This is a genomic window from Streptomyces sp. PA03-5A (assembly GCF_033792725.1).
Classification (GTDB): Bacteria; Actinomycetota; Actinomycetes; order Streptomycetales; family Streptomycetaceae; genus Actinacidiphila.
Map to the genome: position 1 here is coordinate 124,000 of NZ_JARAVL010000018.1, position 21,535 is coordinate 145,534.

The window sequence follows — 21,535 nt, forward strand, 5'->3', positions numbered from 1 at the left end:
AACCCGGGTCGACCCCGGGGGGCGGACCAGGGGTGAGGGGGGACGTGGAGGGCGGCGGAGTGTCCGGAGCCGCCCTCCACGCGCTTTCCCGCACCGCTCCCCGCTCCGGCCGCTCGCTCACGGGCGTCTGAAAAGGGCACTTTCCACTACCCTGTTGGGGAGTGTCCGCGCGCCCGTCGCGGACGGGGCCGGGGGGTCGCATGTTCGGGGGACGGTACGAGTTGCGGGCGCTGCTCGGCTCCGGCGGCATGGCCCGGGTCCATCTGGCGTACGACACCCGGCTCGGCCGGACCGTGGCCGTCAAGACGCTCCTGCCGGAGCTGGCCCGCGACCCCGAGGCGCGCCGCCGCTTCGCCCGCGAGGCACGCGCGGCGGCCGGGCTCAACCACCCCGGCATCGTCACCGTCCACGACCAGGACGAGGTGACGACGGACGACGCGGTCGTGCCGTACCTGGTGATGGAGCACATCGAGGGCCGCACCCTCGCCGAACTCGCCCGTGCACAGGCCCCGATGGAGATCGAGCGGGCCGTCCGCATCACCTGCGAGATCCTGGACGCCCTCGCCCACGCCCACGCCCGCGGACTCGTCCACCGCGACGTGAAACCCTCCAACGTCCTGATCGCCACCGGGGGCACGGTCAAGGTCGCCGACTTCGGCATCGCCCGGGTCGTCCACTCGCTGTCCCGCATCACGGGCACCGGCTCCGCCATCGGCACCCCCGGCTACATGGCCCCCGAGCAGTGCGCCGGCGACGCCGTGGACGCCCGCAGCGACCTGTACGCGGTCGCCTGCATGCTCACCGAACTCCTCACCGGCACCGTGCCCTTCGCCGGGGCCACCCCGCTGTCGGTGATGTACGCCCACGTCCACCAGGCACCGGCGCCGCCCTCCGCGCGCAACCCGCTGGTGCCGCCCGAGCTCGACGCGATCGTGCTGTCCGCCCTGTCGAAGAACCCCGCCCTGCGCCCGCGGAGCGCCGCGGAGATGAGGGGCGCCTTCAGCACCTGGCTGGCCTCGCGGACCCCGCCCACGGGCCCGCCCGCCCTGCCCCCGCCGCCCGCACGGCCGTCCACCCTGCCCCACCCCGCGTACAACCCGCCCTCGTACGGGCCGCCGTCCTACCCCACCCGGCCCGCCTGGGACACCCCGGTCCCGGGGCCCCGGCGCCGCCGCTGGGGCGTGGTGTCCGCGGTCACCGCGGCGGTCGTGGCCGTCCTGGTCACCGTGACGGTCGTCGTCGACCCCTTCGGAGACGACCCGAAGAGGCGGTCCACCCCCACCGCCCAGGACCTGATCGCCGCCCGCAGGCCCACCGGCGGCTACAACGGCGCCCTCACCGGCGCCGTCAACCCGTCCACCGCCAAGGGCGGCACCCTCAGGCTCATCTCGGCCTACACCCCCGACTCCCTCGACCCGGCCCGCACCTACTCGCCGATCGTGTGGAACCTCGGCCGCCTCTACCTGCGCAAACTCGTGGACTTCGCCCCGCAGCCCGGCGCCGCGGGGACCCGGCTCGCCCCCGACCTCGCCACCAGCACCGGCACGATCTCCGACGGCGGCCGCACCTACACGTACACCCTCAAGGAGGGCGTCACCTTCGAGGACGGCACGCCGATCACCTCACGGGACGTCAAGTACGGCATCGAGCGCACCTTCGACAGGGACCTGTACCCCGGCGGCCCCACCCACCTGCGCGACCTGCTCGACCAGGGGCAGGACTACCCCGGCCCCTACAAGGACACCGACCCCGACGGGCTCGGCCTGAAGAGCGTCGAGACCCCCGACGACGGCACGATCGTCTTCCACCTCGACGCGCCCTTCGCCGACTTCCCCCACGTCCTCGCGCTGCCCATGTCCTCGCCCGTCCCGAAGGCGAAGGACACCAAGGAGAGCTACCAGGACCAGCCGGTCGCCAGCGGCCCCTACCGCATCGCCTCCTACGACGCCGCCAAGGGACTGCGCCTGGTGCGCAACGACAAGTGGGACCCGGCGACCGACGCGATACGCACCGCCCTGCCCGACGAGGTGGAGCTCACCATCGCCGCGGACGCGGCCGCCGTGGACACCGCCCTGATGAACGGCACCGCCGACCTCGACCTCGCCCAGGCCGGCGTCCAGGAGGCCACCCGGACCCGCATCCTCGCCGACGACGCGCTCAAGTCCCGCGCGGACCTCGTGCAGACCGGCGCGGTCCGCTACTTCTCCCTGCAGACCGCCGTCGCGCCCCTGGACGACTACCGCTGCCGCTGGGCCGTCCAGTACGCCACCGACCGCAGCCTGCTGCGTGACGCCCTGGGCGGCCAGGACGCGGGCGACGTCGCCGGCGGCATGCTCCCGCCGACCATCGGCGGCCACGACCGGCACCTGGACACCTACGGCACCGTGACCGGCGGCTCCTACCCCGACCAGGCCCGCCGCTTCCTCGGCGAATGCGGCCACGCCAAGGGGTTCAGCACGGTCGTCGCGGTCTCCGCCACCGATCAGGCAGCCCGCAAGGCCGCGCAGTCGCTGGCCGGCCAGCTCGCCAAGGTGGGCATCACGGCGACCGTGCAGACCCCCGACGCCGCCGACTTCTACGCCGCCCTCACCGACCAGCAGCAGATCAAGGACAAGGGCTGGGGCATCGTCATGACCACCTGGCAGTCCGACTGGCCCTCCCCGGCCGGCTTCCTGCGCCCGCTGCTGCTGCCGGACAGCCCCAGCAACTACGCGGGGCTGGACGACCGGGAGATCAACTCCCTGATGGACGAGGCCGACTCCGAGACCAACCGCAACGCCGCCGACAACCTCTGGCGCACCGTCGACTCCACCGCCCAGGACCGCGGCACGCTCCTGCCCTTCCTCTACGACCGCCGCCTCAACTACCGGTCCGACCGCCTGGCCAACGCCTACGTCCACCCGGCCCTGGGCGGCCTCGACATCCAGGCCCTCGGGGTCAAGGGCTGACCGGGCGGCGCCGGGTCAGGACAAGCGGGGCGTGCGGCGGGGGACGCCGCGGATACGGATGAGAGGGTGCGCAGGGCAGGTCCTGATCGACCCAGACGAGCTTGCCGCCGGTCGCGGACCGGAAGCCCCACCTGTGGCACAGCTGAGCGATCATGAAGAGGCCCCGGCCGTGCTCGTCGACGCCGCGAGCGTGGCGCAGGCGCGGGTGGCCACTGCCGCTGTCGAAGACTTCGCAGGTCAGGACCTGGTGCTTGATGAGCCTGAGACGCAGGGGGCCGACGCCGTGGCGGACGGCATCCGTTCAGGTGTGCGGCGCGGGAAAAGCCGATCTTCGTGCAATTCCAGCGAACCAGCCGGAGAGGTGCCTGAGGGCGGTCAGGCAGGCTCTCCTGGACGGTGGTCTGCTGGTGCGGGTACTGGCAGGCCCCCTGCCGATCGCCGGGTGACCACTGGGGCGGGGGCCTTTTCGGGAAACGCCCTCGACGGCTATTGTTCGAAACAATGCATTGAAGTGAGAGGGAATTGGCGTGGTGGGAACCGTGATTTTGCCGGGGTGGTGCGCAGAGCGTTAGCCTTGGCATATGGCCAAAGCGGCGTCCGGTTCGGGTGACAACAAGGAACTGAGCGATTTTCTGCGTTCGCGGCGCGCCCGGGTGGCTCCCGAGCAGGCCGGGGTCACGCCGGGGGCCAGTCGGCGTGTTCCGGGACTTCGTCGCGAGGAGGTCGCGTTCTCGGCCGGATTGAGCGTGGACTACTACATCCGTCTGGAACGCGGACGGGTGGCCAACGCCTCGGAGGCGGTGCTGGAGGCCGTGGCCCGGGCTCTGCAGCTCGACGACGCCGAGCGTGCGCACCTGTTCAACCTGGCCAGGCCGCAGTCCGTGGTCAGGGCCAGCCAGCCGGAGGTTCCGCGGAGAGTGCGTCCGGGCGCGTACGCCCTGCTCGAGGTTCTCGCGGACAGCCCTGCCATGATCCTGGACGGCCGGATGGACGTCCTCGCCGTCAACCGGATGGCCCGGGCGCTATTCGTCGATTTCGACGCCATGCCCGTCCGTGAACGTAATTTGGCGCGGTTCGTATTTCTCGATCCTGCGGCACGTGAACTGTTCATCGACTGGGACATGGCCGCCCGCATGGTGGTGACGGGGTTGCACCTGTACGCGGGCCAGAATCCGGACGACACGCGTCTGACCGAGCTGATCGGCCACTTGTCGGCCGCGGACGCCGACTTCAGCCGGTGGTGGTCGGCGCATGACGTGGAGGTGTTCTCCCACGGCACCAGGCGCTGTCGGCACCCTTTGCTCGGGGAATTCGTCCTCGACTACGAGACCCTCGTGTTCCCCGGTGACCCGGACCAGTGGTTGTACGTGTGCATGGCCCCACCCGGCTCACCGTCCGCCGAGGCGTTGCGTTCCCTGGCCGGCCGGATCGGTGAATCGGACACCGGTCCGGAGCGGAGGTCACCTCCGGCTCCTGCGCCCTGACGGAGGCCGGGTTCCCCCGGCGGGGTGTCGGGGTCGGAACGGGTCCGCCCGCCAGGGCCTCAGCCGTCGAGCGCCTTCGACAGGGCGGCCGCGAAGCGGTCGGTCGTGGCGGGGTCGCGGACGGCGAGGCGGAGCCAGTCGGGGGACAGGCCGGGGAAGGTGTCGGCGCGGCGGACGGCGAAGCCGAGGTCGCGCAGGCGTTCACGGACGGAGGCCGCTCCGGGCAGGCGCAGCAGGACGAAGGGGCCGTGCGCCGGACCGGCGACTTCGACGGCGTCGAACTCGGCGAGCCGGCGCAGCAGGTGGGCGCGGTCGTCGGCGATCCGGCGGGCCGCCTCTTCGGCCTCCGCGAGGGCCGCGGGGGCGCTGCACGCCTCGGCGGCGGTGAGGCCGGGCGCGGAGACCGCCCACAGGGGCTGGGCGCGGCGCAGCGCCGCCACGCGCTCGCGGTCGCCGAGGACGTAGCCGACCCGCAGGCCCGCGAGGCCCCAGGTCTTGGTGAGGCTGCGCAGCACCACCAGGCCGGGCAGGTCGCGGCGGGCGGCGAGGCTCTCGGGCTCACCGGGCACCGCGTCCATGAACGCCTCGTCCACGACGAGGGTGCGGCCCGGCCGGGCCAGGCGGGCGAGGTCCGCCGCGGGGTGCAGCACGGAGGTGGGGTTGGTCGGGTTGCCGACGACGACCAGGTCGGCGGCGTCGGGCACCGCGCGCGGGTCGAGGCGGAAGCCGTCCTCCGCGCGCAGCACGACGCGGTGCACGGGGTGCCCGGCATCCCTCAGCGCCGCCTCCGGCTCCGTGAACTGCGGGTGCACGACCACCGCGTGGCGGGCCCGGGTGGTGCGGGCCAGCAGGACGAACGCCTCCGCGGCACCCGCCGTGAGCAGCACCTCCTCCACGGGTCGGCCGTGGCGGGCGGCGACCGCCCGGTGCGCGGCGCGGTCGTCGGGGTAGCCGGCCAGCCCGTCGAGGGTGGCGCCGAGGCGTTCCTTGAGCCACCGGGGCGGTGTTCCGGCGCGCACGTTCACGGCCAGGTCCGTCAGGTCCCCGCCGCCGTCGCGGACCTCGGCGTCGCCGTGGTGCCGCAGGTCGTGGTCGCACTCGCCGGGTTCCTGCCGCACGGCCCCGGCGTCGCCGGGCGGCGCGTGCCGTACGTCGGCCTCGGGACGCGCCTCGGCCCAACCCTCCGCCTGCTGCCGGACCCGCTCCTCCAGGGTCGCGTCCGCCGGGAAGCAGGTCAGCACGACGATCCGCCGGGCTCCGAGCCGTGCGCAGCGCTCCAGGCCCGCGGGCACGTCCGGCGCCGCCGTCGTCAGGAAGGCGGTCTCCACGCCCGCGTAGCCCCGGCCCTCCCACAGCAGCCGCGCGGTGCGGGCCACTTCGGCGTTGCCGGCGGCCTCGGGGGAACCGGCGCCGACCAGCAGCACCATGGTCGCCGCCAGATCCAGCGGCGTACGGCGGCCGCCGCCCAGCGCGGCGTCGACGCGCCGCTCCAGCACGTCCTCGGGCGGGGGGTTGCTCACGGTGCCTTCTCCTCCGTCGTGCCGTGCGTGCCGTGCCTGCTGTCCGTGCCGGGATCGGGCGTACGGTGCCGCGCCACGGCCGCGGTCGCCCTCGCCGTACCGCTCCCGGGGGCGGACTTCCTCTTCGGCACCAGCAGTTCGCCGCCGGGCGCCGCGGCGAGCGCGGCCGCCTCCGCGACGGAGGGCGTGCCGGCCGCGGCCAGCGGGGCGGCCGAGGGGCTCGGCACGTCGACCGCGGCCAGCGTACGCGCGTCGTACGTCACCAGGGGGACGCCCAGCCGCGCCGCCGCCGCGACGAGACCCGGCTCACCGGCCTTGCCGTCCACGGTCGCCAGCGCCGTGACGGACGGCTCCGGCACCCCGGCCTCGGCGAGCACGGACCGCACGAGCGCGAGCACTTCGGCCGCCGCCACCCCGCGGCCCGCCCCGACGCCGACGACGACGCTCACGCGGCCGCGCCCGCGCCCGAGCCGCCCGCGCAGGAGGCGACGAACCGCCGTGCCAGGGACGGCTCGGCGGCCCAGTGGACGTGCAGGTACGACGCGTGGACGCCGCCCCGCACGAAGCCCTCCACGCGCCGCTCCGGCCGGATCAGTCCCCAGGCGGGGGTGGCCCCGGCGACGGGCTCCACGACGGTGCGGTGGAACTCGTGGCCGCGCACCCGCGTCCCGGCGGCCGCCAGCGCGTTGTCGGCGATCGCGACCGCCTCGCGGTAGCCCAGGGTGAGCCGGTCCGACATGCGGGCCGTGGTGTCCAGCACCCCGCACATGGGACGTCCGTCCAGTTCCCGCCCGAGGTAGAGCAGGCCCGCGCACTCCGCCGTCACGGGCCCGGCGAAGGCGCCGACGGCCTTGCGCAGCGGCTCGTTGGCGGACAGTTCGTGGGCGTACATCTCGGGGAAGCCGCCGCCTATGACCAGCCCCGCGGCGCCGGGCGGCAGGTGGTCGTCGCGCAGCGGGTCGAAGGTGACGACCTCCGCCCCCGCCGCGGCGAGCAGTTCGAGGTGCTCGGCGTACGAGAAGGTGAACGCCGCCCCGCCCGCCACCGCGACCACCGGCCGTCCGCCCGGCGCCGCCGGACCGGCCGCCGCCTCCCGCGGGTCCCAGGGCTCGTCCGTGAGCGGGGGAGCACTGCGCGCCAGCGCCAGCAGCGCCTCCATGTCGCAGCCCTCCCGCACCCGGGCGGCCAGGGCCCGCACGGCGTCGACGGCGTCCGCGCGCCGCTCCGCGACCGGGACCAGACCCAGGTGCCGGGAGGGCGTGCCGACCGCCGTGTCGCGCCGCAGCGCGCCCAGCACGGGCACGCCGGCGCCGTCGAGGGCGTCGCGCAGCAGCTCCTCGTGCCGGTCGGATCCGACCTTGTTGAGGATGACGCCGGCGACCCGCACCTGCGGGTCCCACGAGGCGAAGCCGTGCACCAGCGCCGCCACCGAACGGGACTGCGACGAGGCGTCCACCACCAGCACCACCGGTGCCCGCAGCAGCTTCGCCACATGAGCGGTGGAGGCCAGCTCGCCCATCCCGGAGGCGCCGTCGAAGAGCCCCATCACGCCTTCCACGACGGCCAGGTCGGCCCCCCGCGCGCCGTGCAGGAACAGCGGCGCGATCCGCTCCGGGCCGCACATGTAGGCGTCCAGGTTGCGGCCCGGGCGGCCGGTGGCCAGCGCGTGGTAGCCGGGGTCGATGTAGTCGGGGCCCACCTTGTGCGGGGAGACCGCGAGCCCGGCCTCCGCGAAGGCGGCCATCAGACCCGTGGCGACGGTGGTCTTGCCGCTCCCCGAGGCCGGGGCCGCGACGACGATCCTGGCTACCACTCGATGCCCTTCTGGCCCTTCTGGCCGGCGTCCATCGGGTGCTTCACCTTGCCCATCTCGGTGACCAGGTCCGCGAAGTCCAGCAGCGGCTGCGGGGCGTTGCGCCCGGTGATGACGACGTGCTGGGTGCCGGGCCGGTCACGGAGCACGGAGACCACCTCGTCGGTGTCGATCCACCCCCAGTGCAGCGGGTAGGCGAACTCGTCCAGCACGTACAGCCGGTAGGTCTCGGCGGCCAGGTCGCGCTTGACCTGCTCCCAGCCCTCGCGCGCGGCGTCCTCGCTCTCCGAGATGTCCCGCTGGACCCAGGACCAGCCCTCGCCCATCTTGTGCCAGGCGACGGTGCCGCCCTCGCCGGAGGCGCCGAGCACGCGCAGCGCCCGTTCCTCGCCGACCTTCCACTTCGCGGACTTGACGAACTGGAAGACCCCGACCGGCCAGCCCTGGTTCCAGGCCCGCAGCGCCAGGCCGAAGGCGGCGGTCGACTTCCCCTTGCCGGTGCCGGTGTGCACCATCACCAGCGGCCGGTTGCGGCGCTGGCGCGTGGTCAGACCGTCCTGCGGCACCACACTCGGCTGTCCCTGCGGCATTACGCGGCCCTCCGTACGTCCCGTACCAGTGCCGCGACGCTGTCCGCGCGCAGCTCGTCCAACGTCACGGCGGTGCCGTGCAGTTCGCGGGCCAGCTCGCCCGCGAGCCCCAGGCGCACCGGCCCGGACTCGCAGTCGACGACCACCGACGCGGTGCCCTCGGCCGCCAGCAGCCGTGCGGCCCGCGCGGCCGTGCGTACCGGCTCGGGCCCGCCGGTCGCCCGGCCGTCGGTGACCACGACCAGCAGCGGGCGGCGCGAGGGGTCCCGCAGCCGCTCCACGCGCAGCACGTCCTGCGCCTTCAGCAGCCCGGCGGCCAGCGGGGTGCGGCCGCCGGTGGGCAGCTTCTCCAGGCGTGCCGCGCCCGCGTCGACCGACGAGGTCGGCGGCAGCGCCAGCTCCGCCGTCGCGCCGCGGAAGGTGACCAGGCCGACCTTGTCGCGCCGCTGGTAGGCGTCGAGCAGCAGCGACAGCACCGCGCCCTTGACCGCGCTCATGCGCTGCCGGGCGGCCATCGAGCCCGAGGCGTCGACGACGAAGAGCACCAGGTTGCCCTCGCGACCCTCCCGCACCGCTTCGCGCAGGTCGTCCCGGCGGATCACCAGGCCCGGGCCGCCCCGCCCGCGCGCCCGCTGGTGCGGGGCGGCGGCGAGCACGGTGGCGGCCAGGTGCAGCTTGGACAGGGTGCCGTGGGGCCGCCGGGCGCCGGTCGTCCTGCCGTGCGCGGTACGGGCCCGTGAGCGGCGGCCGGCGGCGCCCTCGCCGAGGCCGGGAACGGTCAGGGTGCGGGCCTTGAAGGGCTCGGCCGCGGGCACCGCGGCCCGTTCCCCGACGCCGCCCTGCGGCGCCTGCGAGGGCTCGGGCTGGGGACCGGAGTCCGCCGGCTCCCGGGGCGGGGCGATGTCGGGGGTGGTGTCGGGGGCGCCGTCGTCACCCTGCGGCGGGCGGCCGCCGCCGTCGGGTCCGCCGCCGTCGGGGCCGGGTCCGGGGTCCGGGTCCGGGTCGTCGTCCTCGGCGCGGTTGCGCTCCAGGGTCTCGTCGAGCTTGTCCTCGTCCAGGCCCGGCGCGTCGAAGGGATTGCGGCGGCGCCGGTGCGGCAGCGCCAGCAGCGCGGCCTGCCGTACGTCGGCGTCGGTCACGTCGGTGCGTCCGGCCCAGGCGGCCAGGGCGGTCGCCGTGCGCGCCATGACGATGTCCGCGCGCATCCCGTCCACCTCGAAGGCCGCGCAGGTGGCCGCGATCTGGCGGAGCGCGCCGTCGCCGAGCGACACCGCGGGCAACAGTGCCCGCGCCGCCGCGATCCGCTCGCGCAGTTCCCGCTCCTCGGCCTGCCAGGCGGCGGCGAAGCCCGCCGGGTCCGCGTCGTAGGCGAGGCGCCGCCGGACGACCTGCACCCGCTCGTCGGTCTCCCGCGACGCCGCGACCTCCACCGTGAGACCGAAGCGGTCCAGCAACTGCGGCCGCAGCTCGCCCTCTTCGGGGTTCATCGTGCCGACGAGGAGGAAGCGCGCGGCGTGGCGCACGGAGACGCCCTCCCGCTCGACGTAGGAGGCGCCCATGGCGGCCGCGTCCAGCAGCAGGTCCACCAGGTGGTCGTGGAGGAGGTTGACCTCGTCCACGTACAGCACGCCGCGGTGCGCGTCGGCCAGCAGCCCGGGCTCGAAGGCCTTCACGCCCTCCGCCAGGGCCCGTTCGATGTCCAGGGCGCCGACGAGGCGGTCCTCGGACGCGCCGACCGGCAGCTCCACCATGCGCGCCGCCCGGCTCTCCGCGCCGGCGTCCGGGCCGTGCGGCCCGTCCGGGCAGGCCGGGTCGGGCGCCGCCGGGTCGCAGCCGAAGCGGCAGCCGGGCACGACGTCCACGGGCGGCAGCAGCGCCGACAGCGCCCGTACGGCGGTCGACTTGGCCGTGCCCTTCTCGCCGCGCACCAGTACACCGCCCACCGCCGGGCTGACCGCGTTCAGCAGCAACGCCAGGCGCAGGTCCGCCATCCCGACGATCGCGGTGAAGGGGTAAGGGGTGCTCACGCGGCCTCCTGGGTCGAACGGTCGTTGCGGCGGTGCTCACGGACGGCCCCGCTCCGGGGCCGCGACGGGGTGCTCACGGCGCCCCCGGGGGGACGAAGGGCAGCCCCGCAGGGGGGCCCTGCTCGATCAGGCGGAGCAGCGCGCCGGTGTCGGCGTGCTCCTCGATCAGGTCGCCCAGCCGGTCCAGCTGCTCCTCGCGGAGCGCGCCGAAGGCGGTGCCGGGGGCCGGGACGAAGCGCCGTCCCGCGGCCAGGGCGACGCGGCGCAGGAAAGCGCGGCGGAAGCCGTCGCTCTCCAGCGAGCCGTGCCAGTGGGTGCCCCAGACCGCGCCGCTGCGGCAGCCGTCCAGGAAGGGCTCGTCGCCGCCGCGGACGTCGGCGACCCCGTGGTGGATCTCGTACCCCTCGACCGGTTCGCCGTACGCCTTCCCGGAGGGCCGGGCCAGGGTCTTCGCCACGGCGAAGCGGACCCGCACCGGCAGCAGGCCGAGCCCGGCGACCGTACCGGCGCGGGACTCGACGTCGTCCTCGATCGTCTCGGCGAGCATCTGGAAGCCGCCGCAGATCCCCAGCACCGGGCGCCCCTGCGCGGCCCGGCGGGTGACGGCATCGGCCAGGCCCCGCTGCCGCAGCCACTCCAGGGCCTTGACCGTGCCGCGGGTGCCGGGCAGGACGACGAGGTCGGCGTCGGCCAGTTCCTCGGGCCGGTCGACGAAGCGGACGAGCACACCGGGCTCGGCGGCGAGCGCGTCCACGTCGGTGAAGTTCGACATCAGCGGGACCGCCGCGACGGCGACCCGCAGGACGTCCTCACCGTGTGGCGCCGCCGTGTCCGACTCCCTGACGGTGCCGCGCAGCGACATCCGCAGGCCGTCCTCCTCGTCGATGCCGAGGCCGTGCCGGTACGGCAGCACCCCGTAGAAGCGGCGCCCGGTCAGCCCGCGCAGCATCTCAAGACCCGGCTCCAGCAAGGACACGTCGCCGCGGAACTTGTTGACCAGGTAGCCGCAGACCAGCTCCTGGTCCTCGGGGGCCAGCAGCGCCGTCGTCCCGAAGAACGAGGCGAAGACCCCGCCCCGGTCGATGTCGCCGACCACGACCACCGGGAGCCTGGCGGCCCGCGCCAGGCCCATGTTGACGATGTCGCCCCGCCGCAGATTGATCTCCGCGGGGCTGCCGGCACCCTCGCAGATCACCGCGTCGTACCGGCCGCGCAGCTCCTCCAGGCAGCCGGTGACGGTCTCCAGCAGCTGCGCGCGGCTCCCGTTGTGGTAGCCGCGCGCGCTCATCTCGCCCACCGGGCGCCCCATCAGGACGACCTGGCTGGTGCGGTCCCCGCCGGGCTTGAGCAGCACCGGGTTCATCAGGGCCGAGGGCTCCACGCGCGCCGCCTGGGCCTGCATCGCCTGGGCGCGGCCGATCTCGGCGCCCTCGCGCGTCACGTACGAGTTCAGCGACATGTTCTGCGCCTTGAAGGGCGCCACGGACACACCCTGCCGCGCCAGCCACCGGCAGATCCCCGCCGTGACGACGCTCTTGCCGGCGTCCGACGTGGTCCCGGCGACCAGCAGGCCCCCGCCCCTCATGCGTTCCTCCTCCGGGCGACCGCGCCCGACGCCAGGCGCCCGCCCACCGCGACCGCCAGCGCCAGCGCGCCGACCCGTCGCGACAACCGTGCCGCCCGTTCGATGTCCCGTACCTCCACCGGCCGGTTCCCCGCCCCCAGGACGGGCCGGTGCTCGACCCGCCCGCCATAGGCAAGCGTCCCCCCGAGGCGCACGCCCAACGCCCCTGCGAACGAGGCCTCCACCGGCCCCGCGTTCGGGCTGGGATGCCGGGAGCCGTCCCTGCGCCAGGCCCGCCAGGCCCCCCGGGGGTCGGGCCCGGACAGCACCGCGAGCGCGGCGGTCAGCCGGGCGCCGGGGTAGCCGGCCACGTCGTCCAGCCGGGCCGCCGCCCAGCCGAACCGCCGGTGCCGCGGCGACTTGTGGCCCACCATCGCGTCGAGGGTGTTGACCGCCCGGAAGCCCACCAGCCCGGGCACTCCGCCCAGCGCGCCCCACACCAGGGCGCCCACGACGGCGTCCGAGGTGTTCTCGGCGACGGACTCCACGACCGCCCGGGCCAACTGGGCCTCGTCCAGCGCCTGCGGGTCGCGGCCGCACAGATGGGGCAGCCGCCCGCGCGCCGCCTCGGTGTCCCCGGCGGACAGGGCGGCGCCGATGGCGCGCGCCTCCCGTACCAGGGAGGTCCCGCCGAGCACGGCCCAGGTCGCCGCCGCCGTCAGGGCGACGGAGGCGGGGCCGGAACGGCGTGCCGCACGCTGGAGCCCGGCCGCGGCCGCCACCGCGCCGCCCGCGCACAGCGCCGTGTGGAGGGCGCCCCGGCCGCGGTGGTCGCGCCACAGGGCACGTTCCAGGCCGGCGGCGGCGCTGCCGAACACCGCCACGGGGTGACCGCGGCGCGGGTCGGCGAGGGCGAGGTCGGCGAGCCAGCCGAGGGCGGCACCGGTGGCGAACGCGCACGGCGCCGCGACGCCGGTGTCGGGTGAACGGCCGGGGCCGCGCATCACAGGAGTCCTCACTCAGGGTCCGCGCCCTGGTTCGACGTGACCGGCGACGAGAGTCTCCTGGCTCCCGGATCGGCGGCACCCCCGGCCTTCCAGCCCCTCACGGGGCCGTGGCCATGGGCGGGGGTCCGCTCCCCGGTGACAGTGGCGGGACCGCGCCGGATTCGCACCGGACTTCCTCTCCTGCCGCCGTTTGGCGGTTCCGATACCACCACGCGCCGCTCCGGCCCGTCAACTCACCGCGACGGTCTGTGGAAAAGAAGAAACCCCAGCTCACGGCGGGAAAGCCGGGAGCTGAGGTCAACTTCACACCGGGCCGCGCGCACGCGGCCCGGGGACCCGCGGGTCAGGCGACGATCAGGAAGATCCCGTACGCGACGGCTGCCGCGCACAGCGCGAAGCACAGGTACGCGCCGCTGCGGGCCAGCGCGGTCGAGCCGGCGGCGGAGCCGCTGCCCGCCTCGCCGGTGGCCGCGCCCTGCTTGGACAGGCCCACGATGCCGAGGGTGAACAGGCCGACGAGTCCGATGGTCACGGCGAGGCTGACGCCGAAGACGGAGCCGAGGGCAGCCCAGTCGATGTGCATGATGCTGGTTCCTTCCGGGGCCGGTGCGGCACCGCCGTCAGGCGGGGGCCTGGGCGGGGTCGGCGTCGACGGTGGCGGCCGTGAGTCCGGCGGGCGGCGGGATCACGGCGGCGATCGCCGTGGTGATGACGCCCGGCTCCTCGGCGTCGCCGTGGGCCTCGTTGACGTTGGTGTGGTCGACGGGCTTGCGGCGCGAGGCGATCCAGATCGCGACGCAAGCGGCGAGTGCCAGGACGGCGACCGCGGTGACGCCCAGGTCCCCCTGGTCGGCCAGGAGCGCGGCGCCCGCCGCGACCAGACCCGCGGCCGGAAGGGTGAGCCCCCACGCGGCGAACATGCGGCCCGCGGTGCTCCACCGGACGACGCCGCCCTTGCGACCGACACCGGCGCCCATGACGGAGCCGGAGCAGACCTGCGTGGTGGAGAGCGAGAAGCCGAGGTGGGAGGAGGCGAGGATGACGGTGGCGGCGCCGGTCTGGGCGGCGAAGCCCTGCGGCGGCTGGATGTCGGTGATGCCCTTGCCCATGGTGCGGATGATCCGCCAGCCACCGATGAAGGTGCCGAGCGCGATCGCCATGCCGGCCGACACGATGACCCACAGCGGCGGGTCGGAGTCGGGGGCGACGACGTTGCCCGCGATCAGGGCGAGGGTGATGACACCCATGGTCTTCTGTGCGTCGTTGGTGCCGTGCGCGAGGGAGACCAGACCGGCCGAGGCGATCTGCCCGGCCCGGTAGCCCTTGGCGGTCGCCTTCGGGTCGGCGTTGCGGCCGATGCGGTAGGTCAGGCGGGTCGCCAGCATCGCGGCGAGACCGGCGACCACGGGGGCGCAGACGGCCGGGATCAGGACCTTCATGACGACCGCGTCACCGTTGATCGAGCTGAAGCCCGCGGAGGCGATGGAGGCGCCGATGAGGCCGCCGAACAGGGCGTGGGAGGAGCTGGAGGGGAGGCCCGCCAGCCAGGTCAGCAGGTTCCAGACGATCGCGCCGACGAGCCCCGCGAAGATCACCTCGGGCTTGATGCCCGCGCTCTCGTCGAGGATTCCGCCGGAGATCGTCTTCGCCACCTCGACGGAGAGGAAGGCGCCGACGAGGTTGAGCACGGCGGACATGGCCACCGCCGTCTTGGGCTTGAGCGCGCCAGTGGAGATGGTGGTCGCCATCGCATTGGCGGTGTCGTGGAAACCGTTCGTGAAGTCGAACACGAGTGCGGTAATGATCACGATTCCGATCAGGAGCGTGATGTGTTCCATTGACCCAGGCATTCGTTCGATCGGACAGTGGCGTGGCGACCGTACGGAGTCTGGATGAACGGAAGGTGAACGAGGAGAGGCGCGGCGGTGCCGGTGCGTGCGGGGGGTGTGGGCCCGTGCGGACTTCGCCCCGGAATCCGGCCTTTGACGTGCTTCGATCGCCCTTCCCGGCACCTCCGGAAGAGATCCTGGTCACGGCCCGGGGCCGTCGTGGCCCGGCAGGGGGGGAGGGCCTAGTGGCGGCCCGAGATGCGGTCCGCGATGCGCGCCACCCGGTCGGTCTCCGCGCTGCGTCCGGTCTGCTCGCGCCGGTCGGCGGCGCGGTAGGCCGCGTACAGCCCGTGCACCCCGATCCACCGGAAGGGCTCGGGCTCCCAGCGGCGCACGCGGTGGTGCACCCACGGCAGGGACGTCAGCTCCGTGCCGTGCGCCTGGCCGGAGTCCAGCTGGACGAGGTCGCGCAGCGTCCGCGCCGCGAGGTTCGCCGTCGCGACCCCGCTGCCGACGTAGCCGCCCGCCCAGCCGAGGCCGGTGGAGCGGTCCAGTTCCACGCTCGCGCACCAGTCGCGCGGCACGCCGAGCACCCCGGACCACGCGTGGTCGACCGCCACCCGCCCCGCCGCCGGGAAGAAGCGCACCAGGATCTCGCGCAGCGCCTCGACCGTCGCCGCCTGCGTGCGGCCGTCGTTGTCCGTACGGGAGCCGAAGCGGTACGGCACCCCGCGGCCGCCGATGGCGATCCGGTCGTCGGCGGTGCGCTGCGCGTACATGTACGCGTGCGCCATGTCGCCGAGCGTCTCCCGGCCCTCCCAGCCGATGGTGTCCCAGACCTCCTTCGGCAGCGGCTCCGTCACGATCATCGAGGAGTTCATCGGCAGCCACGACCGCTTCTGGCCCTTGAGCGAGGCGGTGAAGCCCTCGGTGCAGCGCAGGACGTAGGGGGCGCGCACGCTCCCGAACGGGGTGAGCGCGTGCTTCGGCCGGATCTCGGTCACCGGGGTCGACTCGTGGACGACGACGCCGAGCGCCTCCACCGCCCGGGCCAGCCCCTGCACCAGCTTCGCCGGGTGGACGCGCGCCCCGTGGGGCGTCCAGGTGCCCCCGGCCGTCCCGGCGACCCGGATCCGCGCGGCGGACTCGGCGGCGCCCAGCAGCAGGCGGTCCTTCTCGCCGAAGGCGACCTCGGCCTCGTGGAACGCCCTGAGCCGCGCCAGCTGCGCGGGGGAGTGCGCGACCTCCAGCACCCCGCCCTTGTGGATGTCCGCGTCGATGCCCTCCTCGGCGGCGACCCGGATCACCTCGTCCACGGTCGCGTTCATCGCGCGCTGCAGCGCCACGGCGGCCTCACGGCCGTGCAGCGCGGCGTAGCGGTCGCGGCCGGCGATGCCGTTGTAGAGCCAGCCGCCGTTGCGGCCGGAGGCGCCGTAGCCGCAGAAGCGCTGCTCCAGGACGACGATCCGCAGGAAGGGCACGGCCTTCTTCAGGTAGTAGGCGGTCCACAGTCCGGTGTAGCCGCCCCCGACGATGCACACGTCGGCGGTGGTGTCCCCGGGCAGGGGCTCACGCGGCACCGGGAGCCCTGACTTCGCGTACCAGAAGGAGATGCCGCCGTTGACGGTGGTCATGGTGCCCCTGCAATTCGTATACGTGGTCGGTCCGGAAACTGTGCCGGGACGCTACTGTGCCCCGGGAACGTGCGGCAACGGTCAACCTGTCAGGATCAGCGCTCGGAGGTGACACGGATGTCGGTGCGGAACGCGGTGGCACGGGCCTGGTCGGAGCTGGTGGACACGGCCCGCCGCTCGGTCGACGACGGTCTCGTGGTCGGTACGTCCGGCAACGTGTCGGTGCGGGTGGGCGACGACCTCGTGCTCGTCACCCCCAGCGGGGTGCCCTACCACCGCCTGGGCCCGGACGACACGGTCGGCGTCGGCCTGGACGGCAAGCAGGTGCTCGGCGAGCTGCGCCCGACGAGCGAGCTGGCGATGCACCTCGCGATCTACCGGCACACCGACGCGGGCGCCGTCGTGCACACCCACGCCGTGCACGCCACGGCCGTCTCCACGCTCCTGTACGAGCTGCCCGCCATCCACTACATGGCCGCGGCCCTGGGCGGCCGGATACGCGTCGCCGACTACGCGACGTACGGCAGCGAGGAACTGGCCGCCAACGTCCTGCGCGCGCTCCGCGACCGCACGGGCTGCCTGCTGCGCAACCACGGCACCATCGTCTACGGCGACGACCTCGAGCAGGCCTACGACCGCACCGCCCAGCTGGAGTGGATGTGCCAGGTCTGGCTCGCCGCCCGCTCCGTCGCCGGGTTCTCGCCCTCCCTGCTCTCCAAGCGCGAACTCGCCCGTGTCGCGGAGAGGCTGCGCCAGTACGGCCAGCCCGGGGACGAGACAGAGGAGGAGCACGAAGGGTACGGGGCGCACGGCGATCACGAGGCCCACGGGGAGCACGGCGAGCACGGCGAGCACGGGGAGCACCGGGCCGCACGTGCCGACGTCCCCCGGCCCCGCGCGGCCCACGACGCCGAGAACGACTGAGCCCGGACGGCCCCGCCCACTGGCCGCGCGGGGTGAGCGCGCGGAGACTGGAAGCGATGCGCCTCACCACGGCGGCGGCCCTCGCCGCCACGACAGCGTTCGGTGCCGGTGCGGCCGCGGTGGCGGCCGGGCGGCACGTCTCCGAGCTTGCCCTGAGGCCGACCGCGAACGGCGTCGATCCGGACCCGCTCACCGTCCACGCCGTGACCGGGCAGGACGTCACCCTCAGCCGGACCCTGGGCACCGCCCGGCGCGGTGTGCACGGCCTGATCGCCGCCGGGGTGCACGTCACCGTCGGCGAGGTGCTCTCGACGGCCCCGGACTCGGTCACCCGCCGTCTGGTGCGGATCAACCGCGGCGGCGTCGCGCCGGGCGACCAGGTGCGGCTCACCCCGCAGACGCACGTCGGCACCCCGGGATCGGCCCTCGGCCTGGAGTACCGGGACGCCGAGATACCCGCCGAACTCGGCCTGCTGCCCGCCTGGTTCGTGCCCGGCGCCCGTGACACCTGGGTCGTCCTCGCGCACGGCCTCGGCACCTCCCGCGAGCTCGGCATGAACGTCATGGCGTTCCTGGCCAAACTGCGGCTGCCCGTGCTCGCCTTCTCCTACCGCAACGACGCCGGTGCGCCCCCCTCGTGGGACGGCATCGGCCACCTCGGCGACTCCGAGTGGCGCGACCTCGACGCGGCGATGCGCTACGCCGTGCGGCACGGCGCGCGCCGGCTGGTGCTGCACGGCTGGTCCACCGGCGCGACGATGGCGCTCCGGGCCGCCTGCCACTCCCCGCTGCGCTCCCTGGTGTCCGGGATGGTCCTGGACTCCCCGGTGCTCGACTGGCAGAGCACGGTCCGTGCCGCCGCCGCCTCCCGGGGTGCGCCCCGCGCGCTGCTGCCGCTCGGCGTGCGCGCCACCGAGGGCCGCACCGGACTGCACGCGGAGCGGATCGCCGAGGCCGCCCACCCCGAGCGGCTGGACGTCCCGGCACTCGTCTTCCACGGTCCCGACGACACGCTCGCCCCATGGGGGCCGTCCCGCCAACTCGCCCGGCAGCGCCCGGACCTGGTCACGCTGCACGCCATCAGCGGCGCCTCGCACGCGGCCATGTGGAACGCCAACCCCTCAACATACGAGGAGGCCCTCCGGCGCTTCCTCACCCCCCTCCTCTGACGCCCACCATACGTGGTCTTTATATCCGTACAAAGACCTATCTCTCCCTTCAATTCGGGCGGGATCAATCCCGTTACGGGGACGCTCGTTTGGGTTTCCGGGTGCTCACCCGCAAGACTGCTCCCGTGACGTCCCGTATCCCGCGAGACACTCCGCTGCGTCTTGTCCCGCGCAGGCCACTCGCCACCGCGCGCCGTGCCGCCACAGTGCGGCGAAGCCGTCCGCCGCGGCCTCCGGAGGGAATCCCGGCGCTGCCCGAGCTCGCCCGCAGGGCGCGCACCGAACTCGCGGACGCCGTACGGCTGGCCCGCTGGGCCGACGCGGAGACCGGCGCCGCCGCCCCCGGGACCGCCGGGATACTACGGGACCCCGACGTGCTGCGGGCGGCCGCCGCTCTGGGCCTGACGGAGCGGCAGGTGCGCACCGCCTGGGACCGGGCGCGGCTGACCGGCCTGATCGAGCTGCACAAAGGGGGGGCCGCCCGGCCCGGCTGGCGACTGCGCGCCTGGGACCGCGACGACACCGCCGTGCTGCGCGGCTGGGTCGCGCTCTTCGACGCGTGGTCGCTCGCGCACCCCGCGGCGCTCGAGCCGGAGTGCGCCGACGCCGACCCCTCGCTCGTCGCCGAGGTCGTCGAGGCCGCACCGCAACTGCTCTCCCTGCTCCACCTCTCCTCCGGTCCGGTCGCCGTGGCCGTACTGTTGGACCTGTTGCGGCAGCGTGTGGCCGAGCTACGCGCGGAGCGCCACGAGCCCCCGGCCGGTGCCGCCCGCGACGAACTGCCCGCGCTGCTGGACTGGACGCTGGACGCGCTCGCCCGGGTCGGCGCGCTCAGGCCCCGCGACCCCGCCCGCCCCGGCGAGGTCACCGTCACCGCGCTCGGCAGCTGGGCGGTGTGGGTGAAGCTGGAGCAGATCTGCGTGGCCGCGCAGGGCCCCGCCGGGCACTTCGAGCACTCCGCCGAGGAGATGCTCAAGGCCTGCATCGGGATGCCGCCCGGTGCCGCCCGCGACGAGTACAAGGCCTGGCTGGCGGCCCGCCCGGTGGCCCAGGCGGTGGGCGAGTTGCTGGACGTGGCACGCGGCGACGACGCCCTGCTGCGCGCCCTGGCCTTCGAGGCGCTGCGCGTCGTCGGCGGCCCGGCGGAGCCGGCCGTGCGCGTCGTGGTGGACGAAGCCGGCCTGCGGCCCTACGCGCTGCTGTGGCTCGCCGAGCACGAGGGCGGGGACCCGGAGGACGTCGCCGCGCTGCTCACCCGCGAGGAGTCCACCTGGCTGTGGGTGGACACCGCCGCGGCCGTCGCCGACCACGGCGAGAGCCACCTGCTGGTGAGCCATCTGGAGACGGCCGTCCAGGGCTCGGTCAGCCGCCTGCTGGAGGAGCTGCGCCACGCGGGCCACCCCCGCACCGTCCAGGTGCTGGTCGCCCTCGCCGCCGCCCACCCCGACCCGGCCCTGTCCAAGATGATCCGCCGGGCCGCCTTCCAGGTGCACACCGGGGGAGAGTGACGACAGGGCCGCGACGGACCCGCGGAGGCGGGGCCTACTCGTCCGGTATCCGCGGCACGTAGGTGCCGAAGGACCAGAGGTTGCCCTCGGGGTCGCGGGCCGTGTAGTCCCGCGACCCGTAGTCCTGGTCGGTGAGCGGCAGCACGACCTCGGCCCCGGCCGCGACGGCGCGCTCGTGGTGGGCGTCGGTGTCCTCCACGACCACGTACACCGACACGGCGCCCAGGTCCGCGGCGATCCGGCTGAAAGCCGTCCCCGAACGCTCGTTGCCGAGCATCACCACGCCGTTGCCGTAGGCGAGTTCCGCGTGCTCCACGACGCCGTCCTCGCCCTGGTGCACCGCGACCTCGGTGAAGCCGAAGGCCTGCTTGAGGAAGGCGATGGCGGCCTTCGCGTCCTTGTAGTGCAGCGTCGGGTAGACGGTGGGCGCGGTTCCCCTGCCGGCCATGAAGATCACCCTCCCCTTCCGGGACCTGACGTCCTGTGTGACGTGGATCCCAGTCTGGCCGGGGGGTCCGACAATGGCCCCGCACACGGACATTCCGGCCGGTCAGCGCTGGAAGGTGTCGCAGTCGCCGGGGTCGCCGGTGTCCAGTCCGGTGGTGAACCACTGCTGCCGCTGCGCGGACGAGCCGTGCGTCCAGGATTCCGGGGTCACCCGGCCCTGGGCCCGGGACTGGATCGCGTCGTCGCCTACCGCCGCGGCGGCGTCCAGCCCCCGCCGGATGTCCTCCTCGTCGAGAGCGCTGATCATCGGCCTGCCCGTGTCCTCGTCCGGGGTCCGCATGGCGTTGTGCGCCCACACCCCCGCGTAGCAGTCGGCCTGCAGCTCCACGCGCACCGAGTTGCTGCTGGGACCGGTGAGCCGGTCCTGCGCCTTGCCCAGCGTCCCCACCAGGTCCTGCACGTGGTGCCCGTACTCGTGGGCGACGACGTAGCTCTCGGCGAACGGGCCGCCCTGCGCGCCGAAACGGCTGCTCAGGGTCGAGAAGAAGTCCAGGTCCAGGTAGACCTTGCGGTCCACGGGGCAGTAGAACGGGCCCGACGCGGGGTCCGCGACCCCGCACCCGGTGCGGATGGGCTGGTCGAAGAAGACGGTCGGCGCGGGTTCGTAGGTCATGCCGCGCTTGCGGAACTCCGACGCCCAGTACGCCTGCACGTTGTTGATCACCCCGACCATGCGGCACTCCTGGTGGGCGTTGGCGTCCGCGCCGGTGCGGCAGCCGGCGGCGAGGTCCGAGCCCGAGGTGGTGCCCGGGGCCTGGCCCGGCGGATCGGAGGAGAGCCCCAGCTGGTCGGGACTGATGCCGAAGATCAGCCCGATCACCAGAACGATCAGTCCGGCGAGACCGCCGCCCACCATCTTGCCCCGAGGCCTGCCGCCGAACCGTCCGCCGCTTCGCCGGTCCTCCACCTGGGACGTGTCGAGCGATGCGTCGTCGTCGAACTGCATACCTACGATTATCTGCCGCTTTGTCCCTCCCGGCCCGTCACGGCCCCCGTCACGGCCCCCTGGAC

Annotated in this window: 15 protein-coding genes, 3 pseudogenes and 1 riboswitch; of the genes and pseudogenes, 5 read left to right on the forward strand and 13 right to left on the reverse strand. The window is 74.5% G+C overall.

The window, feature by feature from the left end:
• Positions 1–200: 200 nt before the first annotated feature.
• Both PV410_RS23200 and PV410_RS23205 read left to right on the forward strand, forming a co-directional pair.
• Positions 201–2,948 (forward strand): ABC transporter substrate-binding protein, encoded by a 2,748-nt coding sequence (locus PV410_RS23200; RefSeq protein WP_500327321.1) that lies wholly within the window; start codon positions 201–203, stop codon positions 2,946–2,948.
• Between the two features lie 581 nt (positions 2,949–3,529).
• Entirely contained in the window at positions 3,530–4,432 is a 903-nt protein-coding gene (locus tag PV410_RS23205; RefSeq protein ID WP_500327322.1) for a helix-turn-helix transcriptional regulator, read from the forward strand.
• A gap of 59 nt (positions 4,433–4,491) precedes the next feature.
• Here the strand turns inward: PV410_RS23205 and cobC are convergent, their stop codons facing one another.
• The 11 genes and pseudogenes from cobC to PV410_RS23260 all read right to left on the reverse strand — a co-directional run bounded on the left by cobC (position 4,492) and on the right by PV410_RS23260 (position 16,416).
• Positions 4,492–5,550 carry an Rv2231c family histidinol phosphate aminotransferase CobC gene (gene cobC, locus PV410_RS23210; protein ID WP_500327427.1) on the reverse strand — a complete coding sequence of 353 codons (1,059 nt, stop codon included), beginning with the start codon at positions 5,548–5,550 and terminating at the stop codon, positions 4,492–4,494.
• Between the two features lie 75 nt (positions 5,551–5,625).
• Positions 5,626–5,859: pseudogene (locus tag PV410_RS23215) on the reverse strand (CbiX/SirB N-terminal domain-containing protein); the annotation flags it as partial.
• 161 nt (positions 5,860–6,020) lie between these two features.
• Positions 6,021–6,398 (reverse strand): annotated as a pseudogene (locus PV410_RS23220) (cobalamin biosynthesis protein); the annotation flags it as partial.
• Positions 6,398–7,765, reverse strand: a complete 1,368-nt coding sequence (locus tag PV410_RS23225) for a cobyrinic acid a,c-diamide synthase CobB (protein WP_500327324.1) — start codon at positions 7,763–7,765, stop codon at positions 6,398–6,400. The pseudogene PV410_RS23220 and the gene PV410_RS23225, both read right to left, overlap by 1 nt.
• On the reverse strand, positions 7,759–8,355 hold the full coding sequence (cobO, locus tag PV410_RS23230; protein ID WP_499511157.1) for a cob(I)yrinic acid a,c-diamide adenosyltransferase: 597 nt from the start codon (positions 8,353–8,355) through the stop codon (positions 7,759–7,761). Before cobO ends, PV410_RS23225 begins: the two co-directional genes overlap by 7 nt.
• The gene (locus tag PV410_RS23235; protein ID WP_500327326.1) at positions 8,355–10,382 is read right to left on the reverse strand and encodes a putative cobaltochelatase; all 2,028 of its coding nucleotides are present in this window, start codon (positions 10,380–10,382) and stop codon (positions 8,355–8,357) included. Before PV410_RS23235 ends, cobO begins: the two co-directional genes overlap by 1 nt.
• Before the next feature lie 73 nt (positions 10,383–10,455).
• Entirely contained in the window at positions 10,456–11,967 is a 1,512-nt protein-coding gene (locus PV410_RS23240) for a cobyric acid synthase (RefSeq protein ID WP_500327328.1), read from the reverse strand.
• Positions 11,964–12,950, reverse strand: coding sequence for a cobalamin biosynthesis protein (locus tag PV410_RS23245; protein ID WP_500327329.1), 987 nt, complete (start codon positions 12,948–12,950; stop codon positions 11,964–11,966). Before PV410_RS23245 ends, PV410_RS23240 begins: the two co-directional genes overlap by 4 nt.
• Before the next feature lie 54 nt (positions 12,951–13,004).
• A riboswitch (cobalamin riboswitch) is annotated at positions 13,005–13,130 on the reverse strand.
• Positions 13,131–13,296: 166 nt separating this feature from the next.
• Positions 13,297–13,536, reverse strand: a complete 240-nt coding sequence (locus tag PV410_RS23250) for a hypothetical protein (protein ID WP_500327331.1) — start codon at positions 13,534–13,536, stop codon at positions 13,297–13,299.
• A gap of 37 nt (positions 13,537–13,573) precedes the next feature.
• Positions 13,574–14,791 carry an inorganic phosphate transporter gene (locus PV410_RS23255; RefSeq protein ID WP_500327333.1) on the reverse strand — a complete coding sequence of 406 codons (1,218 nt, stop codon included), beginning with the start codon at positions 14,789–14,791 and terminating at the stop codon, positions 13,574–13,576.
• A gap of 233 nt (positions 14,792–15,024) precedes the next feature.
• Positions 15,025–16,416, reverse strand: a complete 1,392-nt coding sequence (locus PV410_RS23260; RefSeq protein ID WP_500327335.1) for an NAD(P)/FAD-dependent oxidoreductase — start codon at positions 16,414–16,416, stop codon at positions 15,025–15,027.
• A gap of 117 nt (positions 16,417–16,533) precedes the next feature.
• Here PV410_RS23260 and PV410_RS23265 point away from each other — a divergent pair.
• From PV410_RS23265 to PV410_RS23275, 3 genes and pseudogenes are all read left to right on the forward strand, one after another.
• Positions 16,534–17,187 (forward strand): annotated as a pseudogene (locus PV410_RS23265) (class II aldolase/adducin family protein); the annotation flags it as partial.
• A 209-nt stretch (positions 17,188–17,396) separates the two neighbouring features.
• Positions 17,397–18,509 (forward strand): alpha/beta hydrolase family protein, encoded by a 1,113-nt coding sequence (locus PV410_RS23270; protein WP_500327337.1) that lies wholly within the window; start codon positions 17,397–17,399, stop codon positions 18,507–18,509.
• A gap of 125 nt (positions 18,510–18,634) precedes the next feature.
• A complete protein-coding gene (locus PV410_RS23275; RefSeq protein WP_500327338.1) occupies positions 18,635–20,017 on the forward strand; it encodes a hypothetical protein in 1,383 nt (460 codons plus the stop codon).
• Positions 20,018–20,051: 34 nt separating this feature from the next.
• On the opposite strand, the gene PV410_RS23280 is transcribed toward PV410_RS23275, so the two are convergent.
• Together PV410_RS23280 and ypfJ are read right to left on the reverse strand one after the other, a co-directional pair.
• Positions 20,052–20,465 carry a VOC family protein gene (locus PV410_RS23280; RefSeq protein WP_500327340.1) on the reverse strand — a complete coding sequence of 138 codons (414 nt, stop codon included), beginning with the start codon at positions 20,463–20,465 and terminating at the stop codon, positions 20,052–20,054.
• A gap of 102 nt (positions 20,466–20,567) precedes the next feature.
• On the reverse strand, positions 20,568–21,470 hold the full coding sequence (ypfJ, locus tag PV410_RS23285) for a KPN_02809 family neutral zinc metallopeptidase (protein WP_500327342.1): 903 nt from the start codon (positions 21,468–21,470) through the stop codon (positions 20,568–20,570).
• Between the last annotated feature and the right edge of the window lie 65 nt (positions 21,471–21,535).

What these genes read in the sequence shown, in the direction of transcription:
- PV410_RS23200 (WP_500327321.1), top strand. Translation starts at nt 201, where the DNA reads ATGTTCGGGGGACGGTACGAGTTGCGGGCGCTGCTCGGCTCCGGCGGC.
- PV410_RS23205 (WP_500327322.1), top strand. Translation starts at nt 3,530, where the DNA reads ATGGCCAAAGCGGCGTCCGGTTCGGGTGACAACAAGGAACTGAGCGAT.
- cobO (WP_499511157.1), bottom strand. Translation starts at nt 8,355, where the DNA reads ATGCCGCAGGGACAGCCGAGTGTGGTGCCGCAGGACGGTCTGACCACG.
- PV410_RS23240 (WP_500327328.1), bottom strand. Translation starts at nt 11,967, where the DNA reads ATGAGGGGCGGGGGCCTGCTGGTCGCCGGGACCACGTCGGACGCCGGC.
- PV410_RS23245 (WP_500327329.1), bottom strand. Translation starts at nt 12,950, where the DNA reads ATGCGCGGCCCCGGCCGTTCACCCGACACCGGCGTCGCGGCGCCGTGC.
- PV410_RS23250 (WP_500327331.1), bottom strand. Translation starts at nt 13,536, where the DNA reads ATGCACATCGACTGGGCTGCCCTCGGCTCCGTCTTCGGCGTCAGCCTC.
- PV410_RS23255 (WP_500327333.1), bottom strand. Translation starts at nt 14,791, where the DNA reads ATGGAACACATCACGCTCCTGATCGGAATCGTGATCATTACCGCACTC.
- PV410_RS23260 (WP_500327335.1), bottom strand. Translation starts at nt 16,416, where the DNA reads ATGACCACCGTCAACGGCGGCATCTCCTTCTGGTACGCGAAGTCAGGG.
- PV410_RS23270 (WP_500327337.1), top strand. Translation starts at nt 17,397, where the DNA reads ATGCGCCTCACCACGGCGGCGGCCCTCGCCGCCACGACAGCGTTCGGT.
- PV410_RS23280 (WP_500327340.1), bottom strand. Translation starts at nt 20,465, where the DNA reads ATGGCCGGCAGGGGAACCGCGCCCACCGTCTACCCGACGCTGCACTAC.
- ypfJ (WP_500327342.1), bottom strand. Translation starts at nt 21,470, where the DNA reads ATGCAGTTCGACGACGACGCATCGCTCGACACGTCCCAGGTGGAGGAC.